This window comes from Paracoccus litorisediminis (assembly GCF_009711205.1).
Lineage (GTDB): Bacteria > Pseudomonadota > Alphaproteobacteria > Rhodobacterales > Rhodobacteraceae > Paracoccus > Paracoccus litorisediminis.
On the sequence record NZ_WMIG01000018.1, the window covers coordinates 25,696 to 41,608 of the forward strand.

A 15,913-nucleotide genomic window follows, 5' to 3' on the forward strand; every position below is an offset into this window, starting at 1 on the left:
TCAAAGGTCGATCAGAACGGATTTCGAGCGGCGGTTGGCGTGATAGGCCTCGCGGCCCAGATCCTTGCCCAGCCCCGAGGATTTGTAACCCCCGGTCGGCAGGATATGATCGCGCGAGCGGCCATAGCGGTTGACCCAGACCGTGCCCGCCTGCAGCGCACGGGTGACGCGGATCGCGCGGGACAGGTCACGCGTATAGACCCCGGCGGCCAGACCATAGGTCGGATGATCGGCCAGCGCCAAGGCCTCGTCATCATCGGTGAAGCTTTGCAGCGTCAGTACCGGGCCAAAGATTTCTTCGGTCACGGCAGGGTTTTTCTGGTCGACGCCGCGCAGCAGCGTCGGCTGATAGAAGAAGCCTGGCCGGTCCATGGAAGCCGCGCCGCAGACCACCTCGGCCCCGTCGCGGATCGCGGCCTGCACAATCTCGTCGACGCGACCCAACTGGCGGGCAGAGATCGCGGGGGAATAGCCGCTGCCCTCCAGCCAGCTGGGACCGGGATTGCGCGGCTGCATCAGGGCGACCAGCTTTTCCGACAGCGCCTCGGCGACCGAGGCATGGGCGATGACCCGGCTGCCCGCGACACAGGCCTGACCGGCATTGAACATGATGCTGCCCGCGATGCAGCGCGCCGCCAGATCCAGATCCGCATCGGCAAAGACCACCTGCGGGCTTTTGCCGCCCAGCTCCAGCGTCATCGGCTTGATGCCGCTCCGGGCGATGTTCTGCATGATCGCCGCCCCCGCCAGCGTTGAGCCGGTGAAGCTGACCTTGCCGATGCCGGGATGCCCGGTCAGCGCCGTGCCGGTGACCAGCCCATCACCCAGCACGACATTGACCAGCCCGGCGGGGATGCCGGCCTGCACCGACAGCTCGGCCATGCGCAGCGTGGCAAAGGGGGTCATCTCGGACGGCTTAAGCACTACGGCATTTCCTGCCGCCAGCGCTGGTCCCAGTTTCCATCCCGCCATCGAGATCGGAAAATTCCACGGCGTGATCGCGCCGACGACGCCGTAAGGCTCGTCCATGATCATGCCCAGCTGGTCGTCGCGGGTCGGGACCAGCGCGCCGCCCTCCTTGTCGGCCAGTTCGGCAAAAAAGCGGATCTGCTCGGCGGTGACGGCGATGTCGATGCCGGGGATCTGGCTGATCAGGCGGGTCGAGGCCACGGATTCCAGCCAGGACAGTTCCGCGGCATGCGCCTCGATCAGGTCGGCCCAGGCATGCATGGCCCGTGTGCGGTCGCGGGGCTGGCAAGCACCCCAGCCGGAATCCCGCTGCGCCTTGGCCGCGACGGCCACGGCACGGTCGACCATTTCCGCATCCGCGACCGGGATCGCCCCCAGCGGCTGGCCGTCCGAGGGCCGGGTCAGCGGCAGAATATGCTCGGCTTCGATATAGGCGCCGCCAATGAAATGGCCACGAGGCAGGGCGGCGGCATTGGGGTCAAAGGGCAGGTTCATGGCGCTTTCCCTGATGGTTATTCGCGGTCAACCTAGTCCCACCGCCGCCGCAGAAGTCATTTCCCGACCCACAGCCGCAGCCGATCTTGCCGAAGGCTGCGGCAGACGCGGCATTCCATGCTGCGGCAGGATCGGAACATGCCCTTGCCCGCGTCCGGCAGGGAATTGCGCCGCCCCGCGCCGCTTCGGCAGAAACTGGCGCGCGAAATCGGCAGGATGGCCAAGCAATCCAAACTCTGAGTCCGCCATGACCCCCGAAGCCATCCTTGCCGATCTTGTTGCTTGCGCCGACCTGCCCGGAGGCTCGAATGCCTCGGTCGCCGGTTGCGTGCAGCATCATCTGCGCCGCGCCGGGCTTGATCCCGTGGTGCTGACCGGTCCCGAGGGCGACCGGGTGAACATCCTTGCCACGATCGGTCCGCGCAACACGCCGGGGGTGATCCTGTCGGGGCATATGGATGTGGTCTCGACCGAGGGGCAGGTCTGGGCCTCGGACCCGTTCCGGCTGACCGCGCGCGACGGCAGGCTCTACGGGCGCGGGACCACCGACATGAAGGGCTATCTGGCCTGCATGCTGGCGATGATCCCCGAACTTCAGGCCGCCGGGCTGCAGCGCCCGGTCCACCTTGCCTTTTCCTATGATGAGGAGATCGGCTGCCGCGGTGCGCCCCATTTGATCGCGGCGTTGCCCGGCCTGATCGCGCCCCCCGCAGCCTGCATCGTGGGCGAGCCCTCGGGGATGCGACCGGTCCTGTCGCACAAGGGCAAACAGGCGACCGCCTTGGTGCTTAGGGGACGCGCGGCCCATTCCTCGCAGCCCGAGGCCGGGTTGAACGCGAATTACGCCGGGGCCGAGATCCTGCTGGCCATCCGCGACCTGAATGCCCGCTTGGCCAGCGAAGGCCCCTTTGATCCGCGGTTTTCTCCGCCCCATTCCACGGTGGTTGCGGGGGTGGTGCGGGGCGGCACGGCGGTCAATATCATTCCCGACCGCTGCGAGATCCAGTTCGAGGTCAGGACGATCCCCGGCGACGATCCGGCGGCGATCACCGCACATGTGATCCAAGCGGCGCGCGCGCTGGTCCCCGACCGGGTCCTGACGGTCTCGCGTCATGAGCTGAGTGCCTATCCGGCTCTACCGCCTGCGGACGATCCGCAATTGGCGGACCTGTTGATCCGTTTGACAGGACATGAGGCACTGCAATCGGTCAGCTACGGCACCGAGGCAGGACTGTTCGACGCCGCGGGTATCCCCGCCATCATCTGCGGCCCCGGCGAGATCGCCCGCGCGCATCGCCCCGATGAGTTCATTCTGCCCAGCGAACTGGCCGAATGCTGCGCCATGATGCGCGGGCTGGCCCGGCATTTGTCTGCTGGCTAGGGGAAGCGCGTTGAGGTTGAGAAGCGCTTGTCCGACATGTGGTCAATTTGCCTGGGGGTAACGGTCGTTGCATCAACCAAAGTCGACGCACGTTCGGCTGGAGGCTAATCAGCAATGAGGGACGGACGCTCTGTCGGCATCGGCATTTCGGGTGAGTAGCAAGCTGGTCCGATCGCGGATTCAGGCGCTGCTCCGAGCAGGCAGCCGACTGGCTGGACCAGATGTGGCCTGAACAGCTTTGTGATGAAGCCTGGTTTTCGTGGTGTCTGGAAGACGATCGAGACGATCCGCAAGATCTATGTCGTGATTGAGTAAGCATCGCTCTCTGGAAGCCAACGGGCGCCATCTCTCGACGGCGCCCGTTTTCTTTCTTGCTCAAATATCCCGGGGGGACGCCACTGTGGCCCCGTTGAGGGGCCGCAGTGGCGTGGGGGCAGAGCCCCCGGCCCGGCATCGCCGCTATCAGAGACCCGCCATGTGGAAGGCCTTGCTTTCGAGGTATTCGTCGATGCCGATGCGGGCGCCCTCGCGGCCGAGGCCGGATTGCTTGACGCCGCCGAAGGGCGAGACCGTGGTCGAGACCGAGCCGGTGTTCAGCCCGACCATGCCGAATTCCAGCGCCTGCCCGACGCGCCAGGCGCGCTTGTGGCTCTCGGTGTAGAAATAGGCGGCCAGCCCATAGGGCGTGGCATTGGCCAGGGCGATGGCCTCGGCCTCGGTCTCGAAGGGAAACAGCGCCGCGACCGGGCCGAAGGTTTCCTCGCTGGCCAGCTCCATCGTCACGTCGGCCCCTCCCAGCACCACCGGCGTGGCATATTGACCGCCCGAGGGCGTCGGGGCCTCGGCCAGCAGGACCGCGCCCTTGTCCACCGCATCGGCGACATGGCGGCGGATCTTCTCCAGCGCCGGGGCATTGATCATCGGGCCGATCTCGACCCCCGGCTCCAGCCCCGGACCGACGCGCAGCGCCGCCACCCGCGCGGCCAGCTTTGCCGCGAAGGCGTCATAGATCCCCGCCTGCACCAGCACCCGGTTCGAACAGACGCAGGTCTGCCCGCCATTGCGGAATTTCGAGGCCATCGCGCCCTCGACCGCCGCGTCCAGATCGGCGTCGTCGAAGACGATGAACGGCGCATTGCCACCCAGCTCCAGGCTGAGCCGCTTCACCGAGGGCGCGCATTGCGCCATCAGCATCGCCCCCACCCGGGTCGAGCCGGTAAAGGACAGCTTGCGCACCGTGGGGTTCGCGGTCAGCTCGGCCCCGATCGCGGTGGGCAGGCCGGTGACGATGTTGATGACCCCCGCCGGTATCCCCGCGCGCTCGGCCAGCACCCCCAGCGCCAATGCGGAAAACGGCGTGAATTCCGAGGGCTTGATCACCACGGTGCAGCCCGCCGCCAGCGCCGGGGCGACCTTGCGGGTGATCATCGCATTGGGGAAGTTCCATGGCGTGATGATCGCCGAGACCCCGACCGGCTCCTTCAGCACCACGATCTGGCGGTCTCCGGTGGGTGCAGGGATGACCGATCCGTCGATGCGGCGGGCCTCTTCGGCGAACCATTTCACGAAGCTGGCGCCATAGGCGATCTCGCCCCTGGCCTCGGCCAAAGGCTTGCCCTGCTCCATGGTCAGGATCAGGGCAAGGTCATCGGCATGATCCTCCATCAGCGCGAACCAGCGTTCGAGCAATGCTGCGCGGTCGGCATGGGGGCGCTTGCGCCAGTTCTGGAAGGCGGCATCGGCGGCCTCGATTGCGGCGCGGGTCTGCGCACCCGAGACATCGGGCACCGAGCCGATCACCGCCCCGGTCGCCGGATCGGTGACCTCCAGCGTCGCGCCGCCATCGGCCGGGACCCAGGTGCCGCCGATCAGCGCCGACTGGCGCAGCAGGTCCGGATCGGCAAGGCCCGGCAGTTTCGTCATCACGTTCATTCCTGTTCCTCCAGCGCGGCCAGCACGGCGGCGGTGATCTGATCGGTGCTGTCGCGGCCGGGTACGGTGCCGATGCCGCGGGCGGTGGTGGCCTCGACCGCGGCCATGATCCGGGCCGCGACCGCAGGCTCGCCCAGATGGTCCAGCATCATCACCAGCGACCAGATCGCGGCGATCGGGTTGGCGATGCCCTGATCGGCGATGTCGGGGGCCGAGCCATGCACCGGCTCGAACATCGACGGGCCCTTGCGGGTCGGGTCGATATTGGCCGAGGCGGCAAAGCCCAAGCCCCCCTGGATCGCCGCGCCCAGATCGGTCAGGATGTCGCCGAACAGGTTCGAGGCCACCACCACGTCCAGCGTCTCGGGGGCCATGACCATGCGCGCGGCAATGGCGTCGACATGGTAATGGCTGACCTCGACCTCGGGGAATTCAAGCGCCAGATCGCGGGTGACCTCATCCCAGAACACCATCGAGTATTTCTGGGCATTGGATTTGGTGACCGAGGCCAGCTTGCGCCGCCGCCCCATCGCCTGTTCGAAGCCGAAGCGCAGGATGCGCTCGACGCCGGTGCGGGTGAAGATCGCGGTCTCGACCGCGACCTCGTCGCCGGTGCCCTGATGGACGCGGCCCCCGGCGCCGGAATATTCGCCCTCGGTGTTCTCGCGGATGCAGAGGATGTCGAAACCGTCCTTGCGCAGCGGGCCTTCGACGCCGGGCAGCAGCCGGTGCGGGCGGATATTGGCATATTGGACGAAGGCCTTGCGGATCGGCAGCAACAGCCCGTGCAGCGACACCGCATCGGGCACCTTGGCCGGCCAGCCGACCGCGCCCAGAAAGATCGCGTCAAAGCCGCGCAGGGTCTCGATCCCGTCCTCGGGCATCATCCGCCCGGTCTGCAGGTAATGCTCGCAGGACCAGGGAAAGCCGGTCGGCTCCAGCAATCCCGGCGCCGCGGCCTCAGCCACGGTCATGGCGGCCTCAAGAACAGGAATGCCAATCCCGTCGCCCGGGATTAATGCAATGCGGTGGGAAGTTCGGAGCATGGAAGATCCTTTGCCTGTCAGGACTGGCGCATTGCGGATTTCATCATGTCCGCGATGCGCTCGGCCAGCATGATGGTCGGGACATTGGTATTCGCGCAGGGGATCGAAGGCATCAGCGAGGCATCGACCACATGCAGCCCGTTGACGCCGTGAACTGCCCCGTCGCTGCCGGTCACGGCGGCGGGGTCGTCTGCGGCACCCATCCGGCAGGTCCCCGAGGCATGCCAGGTGCCGCCGACATTCGCCCGGACGAAATCCGTCAGCGCTTGGTCATCGGCAAGCAGTGCCCGCAGCGTGACGCCCTGCGTGATCAGCCCGTGCACCAACGCGGCCCGCAGCGGTCCGGCCAGATCGAGCATGGCCGAGAGTGCCCCCCGTTGGATCGCGTTCCAGCGGCCGGGACTTGCAACCTTGGCGACGCGGGGCGTGTAGCTGGTCGGAAATACCGGCCCGCATTTCTCGGCCATTGCGGGATCTGCCAAGGCGCGCGCGCCCATGCGGACCGCGCCTTTCAGGCGCTCCAGATCGCGCGGGTCGGACAGCATGTTAAAATCGACATCGGGTTCGGCGCGGGGATCGGCCGAGGTCAAACGCAGGCGGCCACGCGAATAGGATTTGTTCACCCAAAAGAAGATCGAACCGATCCGCATGCCCACCGAATGCCAGCCCGAACGGGACAGGATCGCCCCATGCATGTCGCCGGGTGGCGTGTCCGCCAGCCCCGAGGAGTAGCGCCAGACGCCCTGTTCGTGATGCTCATCCGGGTCGCGCACGCGCAAACCAGGCGGCAGATAGGCCCCGAGCGCGATCGACGGATGTTCCATCAGATTGCCGCCCACGCCGGACAGATCGACCAGCGGCTCGATCCCCAGCGCGCGCAGATCTGCGGCGGGGCCGATGCCTGCGCGCAGCAGCATGGCTGGGCTGTGGATCGCGCCCATGCTGAGGATGGTACGGCGGGCGGTGATGCGGATCGCTTCCCCGGAGGATGCGGCGATTTCCGCCCCCGTCACCTGACGACCCTCGACCAGCAGGCGCAGGACCTGATGGCCGCTGAGGATATGCAGGTTCGGCCGGGCCCGCACCTCGGGCGTGAGCCATGTCAGCGAGGTCGGCTGTCGTTTCCCGGTATCGGACTGGCCGACCGCGCCACGGAACACACCGTCCTGCCAAGGGCCGTTCTGATCGGGTCGGATCGGGTGACCCTGACCGTCCAGCGCCCGCATCACCTGCCCGACAAAGGGCGACAACGCCAGATCGTCGGGACGCCGGATCTTGAGCGGACCGGCATCGCCATGCAGCGGGCCGTCAAAATCGCGGTCATGTTCCAGCTTGCGGAAATAGGGCAGGACCGAGTCCCAGCCCCAGCCCGTGGCCCCAAATGCGGCCCATTCGTCGTAATCGGCAGGTGCGCCGCGGTTCGACATCAGCGCGTTGATGGCCGAGCCGCCACCAAGGATGCGCGCCTGTTCATAGCGGCGGGCAGCCCCTTTGCCGTATCGCGCGCTGAGCCCCTGCCAGATATTGCGCCCGTCCAGATAGGCCCGTCCGGGATAGCGCGAGGCGATCTCGGCCGGCAATTCGGGCGGAAGGATGTCGCGCCCGGCCTCGACCAGCGTCACGCGCAGGTCGGGCATTTCCGAAAGGCGGGCGGCCAGAACGCAGCCCGCCGAGCCGCCGCCAAGGATCAGGATATCGCTTTCCATTCCGGCTCAGGCCTTGCCCCGCGATTCAGACGCGCGGGCATTCATCGCCATCAGCAGCACCATGATGAACGATATCCCGGTCAGCAGCGTCGAGATGGCGGCGATGGTCGGGTCGATCTCGTCGCGCAGCGCGGTGAACATGCGCTTGGTCAGGGTCTGGTAATCCCCGCCCGAGATGAACAGCGATACCACCGTCTCATCCAGCGCCGAGATAAAGGCAAACAGCATCCCGGTGATCACCGAAGGGCGGATCTGCGGCAGCACCACGGTAAAGAAGGCGCGCCAGCGGTTCATGCCCAGGCTGCGGGCCACCATTTCCTGTGTCGGGTCGAACTTGCGCAGCCCGACCAGAACCGAGGTGATGACATAGGGCATGCCCAGCATCACATTGGCCAGGATCAACCCGCTCAGCGTCGCGATCAGGCCGATCTGGGCATAGACCAGAAACACCCCGACGGCGGTGATGACAATCGGCACCACCAGCGGCAGCAGCAGCACGATCTGCAGGTTCTTGACCCAGCGCGACTGCGTCATGTTCAGCGCATAGGCGGCGGCCGTGCCGATGATCGTGGCCAGAACCGCGCTGGAGGTGGCCAGGATCAGGCTGGTTTTCGTGGCCTGCATCCAGGCCGGGTTGGTCAGATAGGCCTGGTACCAGCGCAGCGACCAGCTTGGCGGCGGAAAGCTTAGGAAACGCGCGCCCGAAAACGACATCGGGATGATGATCAGGACCGGGATGATCAGCCACAGCAGGACGACGCCGACAAAGACACGCAGCATGATCTGGGATGGGGACAGTGAGATGCGTTCCATCGGCTTACCTCGTTCCCATGATGCGCTCGAAGGGGATCAGCATGCTGGCCAGCCGGAAGATCAGGAACACCAGCAGCAGAAGCACCATCGAGATCGACGAGGCCGCGCCCCATTCGTTGTAAAGCTCGATATTGCGCGATACGAGCATCGAGACCAGGAAGGTCCGGCCACCGCCCAGCAATTCGGGCGTGATGTAGAAGCCCAGCGTCAGGACAAAGACCAGCACCGAGCCCGCGATCACGCCGGGCAGCGACAGTGGCAGGAAGACCGAGCGAAACACCAGCCAGCCGCCGCCGCCAAGGCTCGCGCCCGCCATTTCCAGTTCCGCCGGGATTTTCTTCATCGTGGCGTAAAGCGGCAGCACCATGAACGGCAGCAGGATATGCAGCGTCGCCATGACCGTGCCGAATTCGTTGTTGACCAGGATCAGCGGCTTGTCGATCACGCCGGTCTCGATCAGCATCGTGTTCACCAGCCCACGCCGTTGCAGCAGGATCAGCCACGCATAGGCGCGCACCAGCACGCTGGTCCAGAAGGGCAGCAGCACCATGCCCAGAATGATCGGCGGCCAGATGCCCTGCGATTTCGCCGCGACATAGGCGATCGGATAGCCCAGCAGCAGCGCGGCGATGGTGACCACAAAGGCGATGCGGAAGGTCTGGACGAAGGACGACAGATAAACCGTGTCCGACAGGAAGCGCGCGTAATGATCCAGCGTGAAACCGTCCGGCCCCTGAAAGGATTGCCAGCCCATCCAGATCAATGGCCCGATCAGCAGCAGGCCGACGACGGCCAGCGCCGGAGCCAGCAGCAGCAGGATCATCCGCCGCTCGCGCCGCTCCTCGGGGCTGAGGAAATTGGTCACGTTCTTGGTCATGGTCGTTCCGCCATGGGCTGGGGCCGGCTGGGACCGGCGCGACGTCGCGCCGGGGCCGGAGGGGGGATGCGGCCAGGCCGCCTCCCGTCCCGTCGGGGTGTCGGGCGCGCTGGTCATTGCTGGACAAACGCTGCCCAGCGTTCCTGCGCCGCCTCGCCCTCGGGCGAACTCCACCACGCTGCCGAGTTCAGCACCTGCTTGGCCGCGTTTTCGGGCGAGTTCGGCATCTGGGCCGCGCGCTCGGCCGAGATCTTGCCGGTCTCATAGGCGGCGGGGTTGCCGGGGCCGTAGTCGATATATTCGGGGAAGTTCGCCTGAATCTCGGGTGACATGGCGGCCTCGATGAACTTCATCGCGGTCTCCAAGTTCGGGGCCCCTTTCAGGACACAAAGCGAGGTATATTGCAGGATGCCCTGATTATAGGTGAAGTCGACCGGCGCGCCCTCGGCCATGACTGCCGATACCCGACCGTTCCAGGCCATCACCATGTCGGCTTCGCCATCGGCCAGAAGCTGCGCGGATTGCGCGCCCGAGGTCCACCAGACAGAGATATGGGGCTTGATTTCTTCCAGCTTCTTGAAGGCGCGATCCACGTCCATCGGATAGATGTCGGCGGGGGCGACGCCGTCGGCCATCAGCGCGGCTTCCAGCGTGGCCAACGGGTGGTTGCGCAGCGCGCGGGTGCCGGGGAATTTCTCGACATCCCAGAAATCCGCCCAGCTTTGCGGGCCGTTCTCGCCATAGGCATCCTTGTTGTAGGCCAGCACCGAGGAATAGAACTCATAGGCGACCGAATAGTCATTGCGCAATTCGGCCGGCATGGCCGCGACCGAAGGCATCGCGGCAAGGTCCAGCTTCTCGATCATGCCCTGCTCACCACCACGCATACAGTCCTTGGTGGGCGTATCGATCACGTCCCAGATCGGCTTGCCGGTGGCGGTCTGGGTGCGGATGACCGGCCAGGCATCGGGGCTGCTGTCCTGCTTGACGACGATCCCGGTTTTTTCGGTCACCGGGTCGAGGATCGCCTTGGTCTGGGCCTCCTGATATGCGCCGCCCTGCGACACGAAGGTGATTTCGGCCGCATGCAGCCAACCCACGCCCAGGCACAAGGTCAGACTGGTCGCGGCAGTGAACTTCAGCTTGCTAGTCATGGTGTTACCTTCCTGTTTTTCGGTTATTTTTAGGCGTGGCTATTTGCCCACCGCGTCGAGGAACTGATACCAGCCGGCAACCAGACGGACGCCGATCTCGCGGATGGGATAAAGGGGGACGGTCGGCAAAGGCAGTTGCCCAAGCAGACCGGCATCGGGCGTCCGGCCCAGCACCTGATCCGCGACATGCTCGCCGATATAGCTGGCCAGCGCGACGCCGGTGCCGTTATAGCCCATGGCATAGACCATGCGGTCATCCAGCCGACCCAGATGCGGCAGGCTGTCCATGGTCATCGCCACCAGCCCCGACCAGCGATGCGTGACCCTGATCCCCTCAAGCTGGGGGAATTGCTTCAGCATCGCCCTTTCCAGGGCAGCGAAGGCCGCGGGGCTGTCGGATTTGCCAAAGGCGCCGCGACCGCCATAAAGCAGCCGGTCGCCGGATTTGCGGAACCAGCGCATCATGCGCCGGGTCTCGGTATAGCTGCGGCCATGCGCCAGCAGCGCCTCGCCCGCCGTGCCGGTCAGCGGCTGGGTGGCGATCATGGCCGAGCGGAAGGGGACAACCCGGCGCTCGACGCTGGCCGAGGCGAGGGTCAGGCTGGAATAGGCATTGGTGGCCAGCACCACCTGCCGCGCCTGCACCCGCCCGCCCGGCAGGTGCAGATGCACGCCGCCTTCGGCACGGCGTTCGATCCTGGTGACGGGGCTTTCGTCATGGATGCGGATGCCGCGTTCGCGCAGGCCCTGCGCCAGACCGCGATGGAATTTCAGCGGATGGATGACGCCGCCATGGCGGTTCAGCATGCCCCCGCAAAAATCCCGCGAGCCGGTTTCCTCGGCCATCTGCCCGGCAGCAAGGATCGAGACGGCATCGTCGCCCAAAGTGTCGCGAAGCCAGCCGCATTCCGCCCGCAGCGCCTCCAGGGCCTCGGGACGATGGGCGCAGCGCAGCGAACCGCTGGGCCGGTAATCCGCGTCGATGCCGAATTCCTCCAGCAGCACGCCGACATTCTCGATCGCCTCGATGCCGATGTCATGCATGCGCCGCGCGGTGTCGATGTCCCAGCGCCGGGCCATTTCGGCAAATCCCAGACGGAACTTGCCCGAGACGACACCGCCATTGCGACCCGAGGCGCCCCAGCCCAGCCGGTTTGCCTCAAGCACCACCACGTCCACCCCGCGCGCCGCAAGGGCGCGCGCGGTCGACAGTCCGGTATAGCCCCCGCCCACGATGGCGACATCGGCCTGGCAGGTTCCGGTCAGCGGCTGAGAAGGGGGTGCTGGCTGAACGGTGTCGCGCCACAGCGACGCGATATCGGGAAGCGGGGGCTGGGTCACGATCGTGCCTCAGGCTGCCGCGCCGTAGCGCTTTTCGGCCAGTTCGGCATCCACCGCGTCGGCAAGTTCCTTGAGCGAGGTAAAGTGATAGTCGGGGGTGGTCACGACCTTGGGGATCGGCGAGGCGCCGAAGCCATCCTGTCCCGCGCGACGCTGGATCCAGCAGGTGGTGTATCCCAGATCGCGCGCCACGCCGATATCATGGTGCTGGCTTTGCGCGACATGCAGGATTTCCGACTGCTTGTAGCCAAAGGCCGACTGCCGCCCCTTGTTGAAGGCAAAGAATTCAGGGGCGGGCTTGGCATAGCCAGTTTCGTCGCAGGTCACCGCGTCATGGAAGGGACGCCCCAGCGTATGTTCATAGGCGGTAAAGGCGGTGCGGTCGGCATTGGTCATCGCGACCAGCCGGAAGTTCTTGCGCAGCCGGGCCAATGCCTCGACCGAATCCGCGAATGCGGGCCAACGCAGGACCGAAAGCTGGAAGGCGTTGGCGACCGCGTCCGAGGCATCATAACCGGTTTCCGCGGCAATCGACAGGTAGACATCGCGGAAGGCAAAGGACGAGCGGCCATAGAACTTGTCGCGCCCGCGCAGATAGGGCTCGAAGATCTCGTAATCCGAGGCTGCGGCCGCCTTGGGCCCGCCGAGGCTGCGGATCGCCTCCAGCACGCCGGTTTCGAAATCGATCAGCGTTCCGACCACGTCAAAGGTCATCACCTTGAAATCGGTGAGTTTCATTTCCCAGATCCTTGTTGTTGCAGTGGGGAAGTTCAGGCCGCCCGAGGCACGACGATGGTGTCCTCGGGGTGCAGGGCTAGCGTGACCGGCTGGCCCGCCTCGGGCATCATTTGCCAACCGGAATGGTTCGAGGGCAGGCGCAGGCTGACCTGTTCGCCCCCGGAAAGGGTGACAAAGATCCGCACGCTTTCGCCCTGATACAGGCAGGAATTCACCGTTCCCGGCAGCAGGTTGCTTTCCGGTGCGGTCTGTGGCCCGGCAAAGGCCAGCTTTTCGGAATGCACCGTCAGGAACAGGTCGTCCGAACTGGGCAGCGGATGGGCCGAGCGCAGGGTCTGGCCCGCCAGGGTCAGGTTGCCGGCATCCAGCCGCTGGACCGGCAGCAGCATCGCCTCGCCGATGAAACTTGCCACGAACGAGTCCTTGGGGCGGTCATGCAGCTGCTTGGGCGTGTCCACCTGCACCAGACCGCCGCTTTTCATCACGGCGATGCGGTCGGACATGGTCAGCGCCTCGCGCTGGTCATGGGTGACATAGATGATCGTCGCGCCCAGCTTGGCGTGCAGCTGTTTCAGCTCCAGCTGCATGTTTTCGCGCAGCTGCTTGTCCAGCGCCGAAAGCGGCTCATCCATCAGGATCAGGCGCGGCTCAAAGATCATCGCGCGGGCCAAGGCGACGCGCTGGCGCTGCCCGCCGGACAGGGCCGAGATCGCCCGGTCGGCATAGCCCGACAGTTCGACCATCTCCAGCGCGGCTTGCAGCTTGGCCGGCCATTCCGCCTTGGGCAGGCGACGGGCCCGCAGAGGGAAGGTGATGTTTTCTCCCACGGTCATATGCGGGAACAGCGCGTAGTTCTGAAAGACGATACCGATACCGCGCAGATGCGGCGGCGTATAGGTGATGTCGGTCGCGCCCAGATGGATGCTGCCCGAGGTCGGTTGCACAAAGCCGCCCAGCAGGCCCAGCAGCGTCGTCTTGCCCGAGCCCGAGGGGCCAAGGACCGAAAGGAATTCGCCGGGCGCTACGTCCAGACTGACATCGTCCAGCGCCTTGAACGTGCCGTATCGCTTGACGGCGTTGCGGATCGAGACGCCGACCTTTTGCGGATGCAGGGGGGAGTTCATGCGGCGACGTGCTCCTGTCTGTTGCGTTCGGACATGCCGGGTCTGTTTGCAGAAATGTAAAAACATCCTGCGCTTACGAAACCAAAGGTGGTCTGATCGCTGTCGTTCTGTTGGCGTTTTCAGGCTTTTTGCTGCCTGTTGAACTCAAGGTGACGAAAAAGTAACGCTGGGGCAATTGAAAAAAAATCGCGCTTGTTGTTACATGATGTAATGAGAAGAACGCGCCGCCAGATACCGTCCATGAACGCGCTTTTTGCCTTTGAGGCAGCAGGGCGGTTGCGCAATTTCTCGCGTGCTTCCGAAGAGTTGAATGTCACGCCCGCGGCCGTCAGCCGCATGATGCAGCGCCTTGAGGAGCATCTGGGCACCCCCCTGTTTCACCGCGCGGGAACGGGGGTGACGCTTAGCGAAAGCGGGCGCTTGCTGTTCGATGCCACCAGCCGCGCCGTCGCCCAGATCGAGGCCGCGCTGATCGAGATCGAGGATCGCAGTCTGGGTGTCGATACCGTGACGATTTCGGTCTCGACTGCCTTCACCACCCATTGGCTGATGCCGCGGATGATGAAGTTCAAGGCGGCCTTTCCCAGTGTCGATCTGCGGTTTCAATTGCTGATGGGCCCGCTGAGCGGGCCGGTTGACGATGTGGATTTCGGCATGCGCTTCCTGCGTGCGCGTGAGTCGCGTCATCGCGTGTTTCCGATCATGCCCGAGGTGCTGGTTCCGATCTGCAGCCCGGCCTATCGCAGCCGCCGCGATGCCTCGGCGCAGGATGGTGAGACCTTGATCAAGCTGTCCGAGGGTGAGCCCTACTCGCCCTATGACCTTGTCGCCGGCTCGGACCTGATCGCGGCCAATCCGCTGATCTTTGCCGATTACGCCATCGTAGTTCAGGCCGCATTGCTGGGGCAGGGGATTGCCTGGGGCTGGCTAAGCGTGGTGGGCCATTGGATGCGGCACGGAGATCTGGTTCCGGCGAACATGCGCCGCCAGATCACGCCGCGCCATTGCTGCTTTGTCCAAGCCGAGGGCAAGCCTCTGCGCCCAGTGGTCGAACAGGTACGTGATTGGATCATTGCCGAACTGCAATCCGACTATACCGAAGTCAGGACCATGTTCCCTGCATTGGAAATCCCCGCACTGACCGACGGCGTGCTGTAGGGTTCCCATAGCGGAGGATAACGAGTCCACCGCAACAAGGCTGCAGTGGACGTTTATCGCGACCCAAATGATCGTCGCCCCGATATTCGCGGGGCGACGCCAATGGAATGGGACTATTTGCTGCGCGCGGGGACGCCAGTGCGCCAGTCGTCCCAGTTGGCGACAATCGTATCGACCAGAGGCGCCCCGACCGCAGTGATGTTTGCGACCGTCTCGGCAAAGCCGCCGGCGGTTTCTCCGGGGGCCGGGTCCAGGTGCTGAAGGGTGGTTTCCTTTGGATTGCCCTGATCGAAATTGACCGCACCACGCAAGCTCATGACACGATCAATGCCATGCGTCCGGTTGATCACCAAAGCGATCGCGGCAGCCTCCATTTCGGTGATCAGATAGTCATCCGCACCATAGAGCTTGGCCATGTACTGGGCCTCGTTCGACAGGCCGGGGCCATGAAAGAAGGTGTCACCGGTCATGTGAGTGCCGGTTTTCACCGAAGGTGCAGCCTGAGCTGCCGCATCGGGGTAGCGCATGCGATAGTTTCGCGCGGATTCCGAATCCTGAAGCTCAACGTCCTTCGACAGTTCGACAGCCCAATCGACCAGAGCAGGGTTCAGTTCGAAAAGCCGATAGGCTTCGTAGCCCTTGCGCGGCATGAACACCGGGGCGCCGGGTTCCCCCTCTTCAGGTGCCCAGCGATGCCCCAGATCATAGTCCACCAGCCATGTGCCCCAGCTTACATCTCCGATGGTCCCGCGCGATGGCGGTGTGCCCGCGACGCCGGACAGGATGAAATAGGCCTCCGAGAAGTCGTAATCCGGGTTCAGCAAGATGGCTTGCATCGAGGCAGAGGAGTTGACCTTGCCCATGCCGAGGACAGAGCCGCAAACCCCATCGTCATTGCAGTGAACCGGGCGGAAGGCACCTTTGACCTCGTGCGGTTTGCTGTCCTGCCAGTAACGCTCATACCAGTTCTGATATTCACCGGCGCGGTCGCCGCTGTTTTCACCGATCTCGAACATCGATCCGACAAAGACCTTGACCTTGATCGGTTCCGCGCTCGCAATTGCAGTTGTGGCGCAAAGCATGGCCGTGGCCGAGAGCGCAGATCTGATTATGTTCATTGTCAATTCCTTATGCCGGCAGCTTGAGCCGCCCTACTCGTGGAGTTGTGGTCCGAAAGCA

13 protein-coding genes are annotated in these 15,913 nt (G+C 64.9%); 2 read left to right on the top strand and 11 right to left on the bottom strand.

Annotation, left to right across the window (positions count from 1 at the left end; translation table 11 throughout):
* Positions 1-1,464, bottom strand: coding sequence for an aldehyde dehydrogenase family protein (locus tag GL300_RS20625; protein WP_155041580.1), 1,464 nt, complete (start codon positions 1,462-1,464; stop codon positions 1-3).
* Between the two features lie 247 nt (positions 1,465-1,711).
* On the opposite strand from GL300_RS20625, the gene argE reads away from it, so the two are divergent.
* Positions 1,712-2,845, top strand: coding sequence for an acetylornithine deacetylase (argE, locus tag GL300_RS20630; RefSeq protein WP_155041581.1), 1,134 nt, complete (start codon positions 1,712-1,714; stop codon positions 2,843-2,845).
* A gap of 462 nt (positions 2,846-3,307) precedes the next feature.
* Here argE and GL300_RS20640 read toward each other — a convergent pair whose 3' ends face one another.
* From GL300_RS20640 to GL300_RS20680, 9 genes are all read right to left on the bottom strand, one after another.
* Positions 3,308-4,768: an NAD-dependent succinate-semialdehyde dehydrogenase gene (locus GL300_RS20640; RefSeq protein ID WP_211595267.1), complete on the bottom strand. Its 1,461-nt coding sequence runs from the start codon at positions 4,766-4,768 to the stop codon at positions 3,308-3,310.
* A gap of 5 nt (positions 4,769-4,773) precedes the next feature.
* A complete protein-coding gene (locus tag GL300_RS20645; protein WP_155041582.1) occupies positions 4,774-5,823 on the bottom strand; it encodes a tartrate dehydrogenase in 1,050 nt (349 codons plus the stop codon).
* A gap of 17 nt (positions 5,824-5,840) precedes the next feature.
* Complete coding sequence (locus GL300_RS20650; RefSeq protein WP_155041583.1) at positions 5,841-7,529, bottom strand: GMC family oxidoreductase; 1,689 nt, start codon at positions 7,527-7,529, stop codon at positions 5,841-5,843.
* Between the two features lie 6 nt (positions 7,530-7,535).
* Positions 7,536-8,342: an ABC transporter permease gene (locus GL300_RS20655; protein ID WP_170297756.1), complete on the bottom strand. Its 807-nt coding sequence runs from the start codon at positions 8,340-8,342 to the stop codon at positions 7,536-7,538.
* A gap of 4 nt (positions 8,343-8,346) precedes the next feature.
* Entirely contained in the window at positions 8,347-9,219 is an 873-nt protein-coding gene (locus GL300_RS20660; RefSeq protein WP_155041584.1) for an ABC transporter permease, read from the bottom strand.
* 113 nt (positions 9,220-9,332) lie between these two features.
* Positions 9,333-10,373 carry a polyamine ABC transporter substrate-binding protein gene (locus tag GL300_RS20665; protein WP_155041585.1) on the bottom strand — a complete coding sequence of 347 codons (1,041 nt, stop codon included), beginning with the start codon at positions 10,371-10,373 and terminating at the stop codon, positions 9,333-9,335.
* A 39-nt stretch (positions 10,374-10,412) separates the two neighbouring features.
* Positions 10,413-11,714, bottom strand: coding sequence for an NAD(P)/FAD-dependent oxidoreductase (locus GL300_RS20670; protein WP_211595269.1), 1,302 nt, complete (start codon positions 11,712-11,714; stop codon positions 10,413-10,415).
* A gap of 9 nt (positions 11,715-11,723) precedes the next feature.
* Positions 11,724-12,452, bottom strand: a complete 729-nt coding sequence (locus GL300_RS20675; RefSeq protein ID WP_155041586.1) for an HAD-IA family hydrolase — start codon at positions 12,450-12,452, stop codon at positions 11,724-11,726.
* A gap of 32 nt (positions 12,453-12,484) precedes the next feature.
* On the bottom strand, positions 12,485-13,576 hold the full coding sequence (locus tag GL300_RS20680; protein ID WP_155041587.1) for an ABC transporter ATP-binding protein: 1,092 nt from the start codon (positions 13,574-13,576) through the stop codon (positions 12,485-12,487).
* Positions 13,577-13,816: 240 nt separating this feature from the next.
* On the opposite strand from GL300_RS20680, the gene GL300_RS20685 reads away from it, so the two are divergent.
* A complete protein-coding gene (locus GL300_RS20685; protein ID WP_211595271.1) occupies positions 13,817-14,734 on the top strand; it encodes a LysR substrate-binding domain-containing protein in 918 nt (305 codons plus the stop codon).
* A 113-nt stretch (positions 14,735-14,847) separates the two neighbouring features.
* On the opposite strand, the gene GL300_RS20690 is transcribed toward GL300_RS20685, so the two are convergent.
* A complete protein-coding gene (locus GL300_RS20690; RefSeq protein WP_155041589.1) occupies positions 14,848-15,852 on the bottom strand; it encodes a purine-nucleoside phosphorylase in 1,005 nt (334 codons plus the stop codon).
* Between the last annotated feature and the right edge of the window lie 61 nt (positions 15,853-15,913).

Coding starts and splice junctions, on each gene's coding strand:
- GL300_RS20690 (WP_155041589.1), bottom strand. CDS start 15,852: ATGAACATAATCAGATCTGCGCTCTCGGCCACGGCCATGCTTTGCGCC.
- GL300_RS20665 (WP_155041585.1), bottom strand. CDS start 10,373: ATGACTAGCAAGCTGAAGTTCACTGCCGCGACCAGTCTGACCTTGTGC.
- GL300_RS20650 (WP_155041583.1), bottom strand. CDS start 7,529: ATGGAAAGCGATATCCTGATCCTTGGCGGCGGCTCGGCGGGCTGCGTT.
- GL300_RS20640 (WP_211595267.1), bottom strand. CDS start 4,768: ATGACGAAACTGCCGGGCCTTGCCGATCCGGACCTGCTGCGCCAGTCG.
- GL300_RS20655 (WP_170297756.1), bottom strand. CDS start 8,342: ATGGAACGCATCTCACTGTCCCCATCCCAGATCATGCTGCGTGTCTTT.
- GL300_RS20625 (WP_155041580.1), bottom strand. CDS start 1,464: ATGAACCTGCCCTTTGACCCCAATGCCGCCGCCCTGCCTCGTGGCCAT.
- GL300_RS20645 (WP_155041582.1), bottom strand. CDS start 5,823: ATGCTCCGAACTTCCCACCGCATTGCATTAATCCCGGGCGACGGGATT.
- GL300_RS20675 (WP_155041586.1), bottom strand. CDS start 12,452: ATGAAACTCACCGATTTCAAGGTGATGACCTTTGACGTGGTCGGAACG.
- GL300_RS20680 (WP_155041587.1), bottom strand. CDS start 13,576: ATGAACTCCCCCCTGCATCCGCAAAAGGTCGGCGTCTCGATCCGCAAC.
- GL300_RS20660 (WP_155041584.1), bottom strand. CDS start 9,219: ATGACCAAGAACGTGACCAATTTCCTCAGCCCCGAGGAGCGGCGCGAG.
- argE (WP_155041581.1), top strand. CDS start 1,712: ATGACCCCCGAAGCCATCCTTGCCGATCTTGTTGCTTGCGCCGACCTG.
- GL300_RS20685 (WP_211595271.1), top strand. CDS start 13,817: ATGAACGCGCTTTTTGCCTTTGAGGCAGCAGGGCGGTTGCGCAATTTC.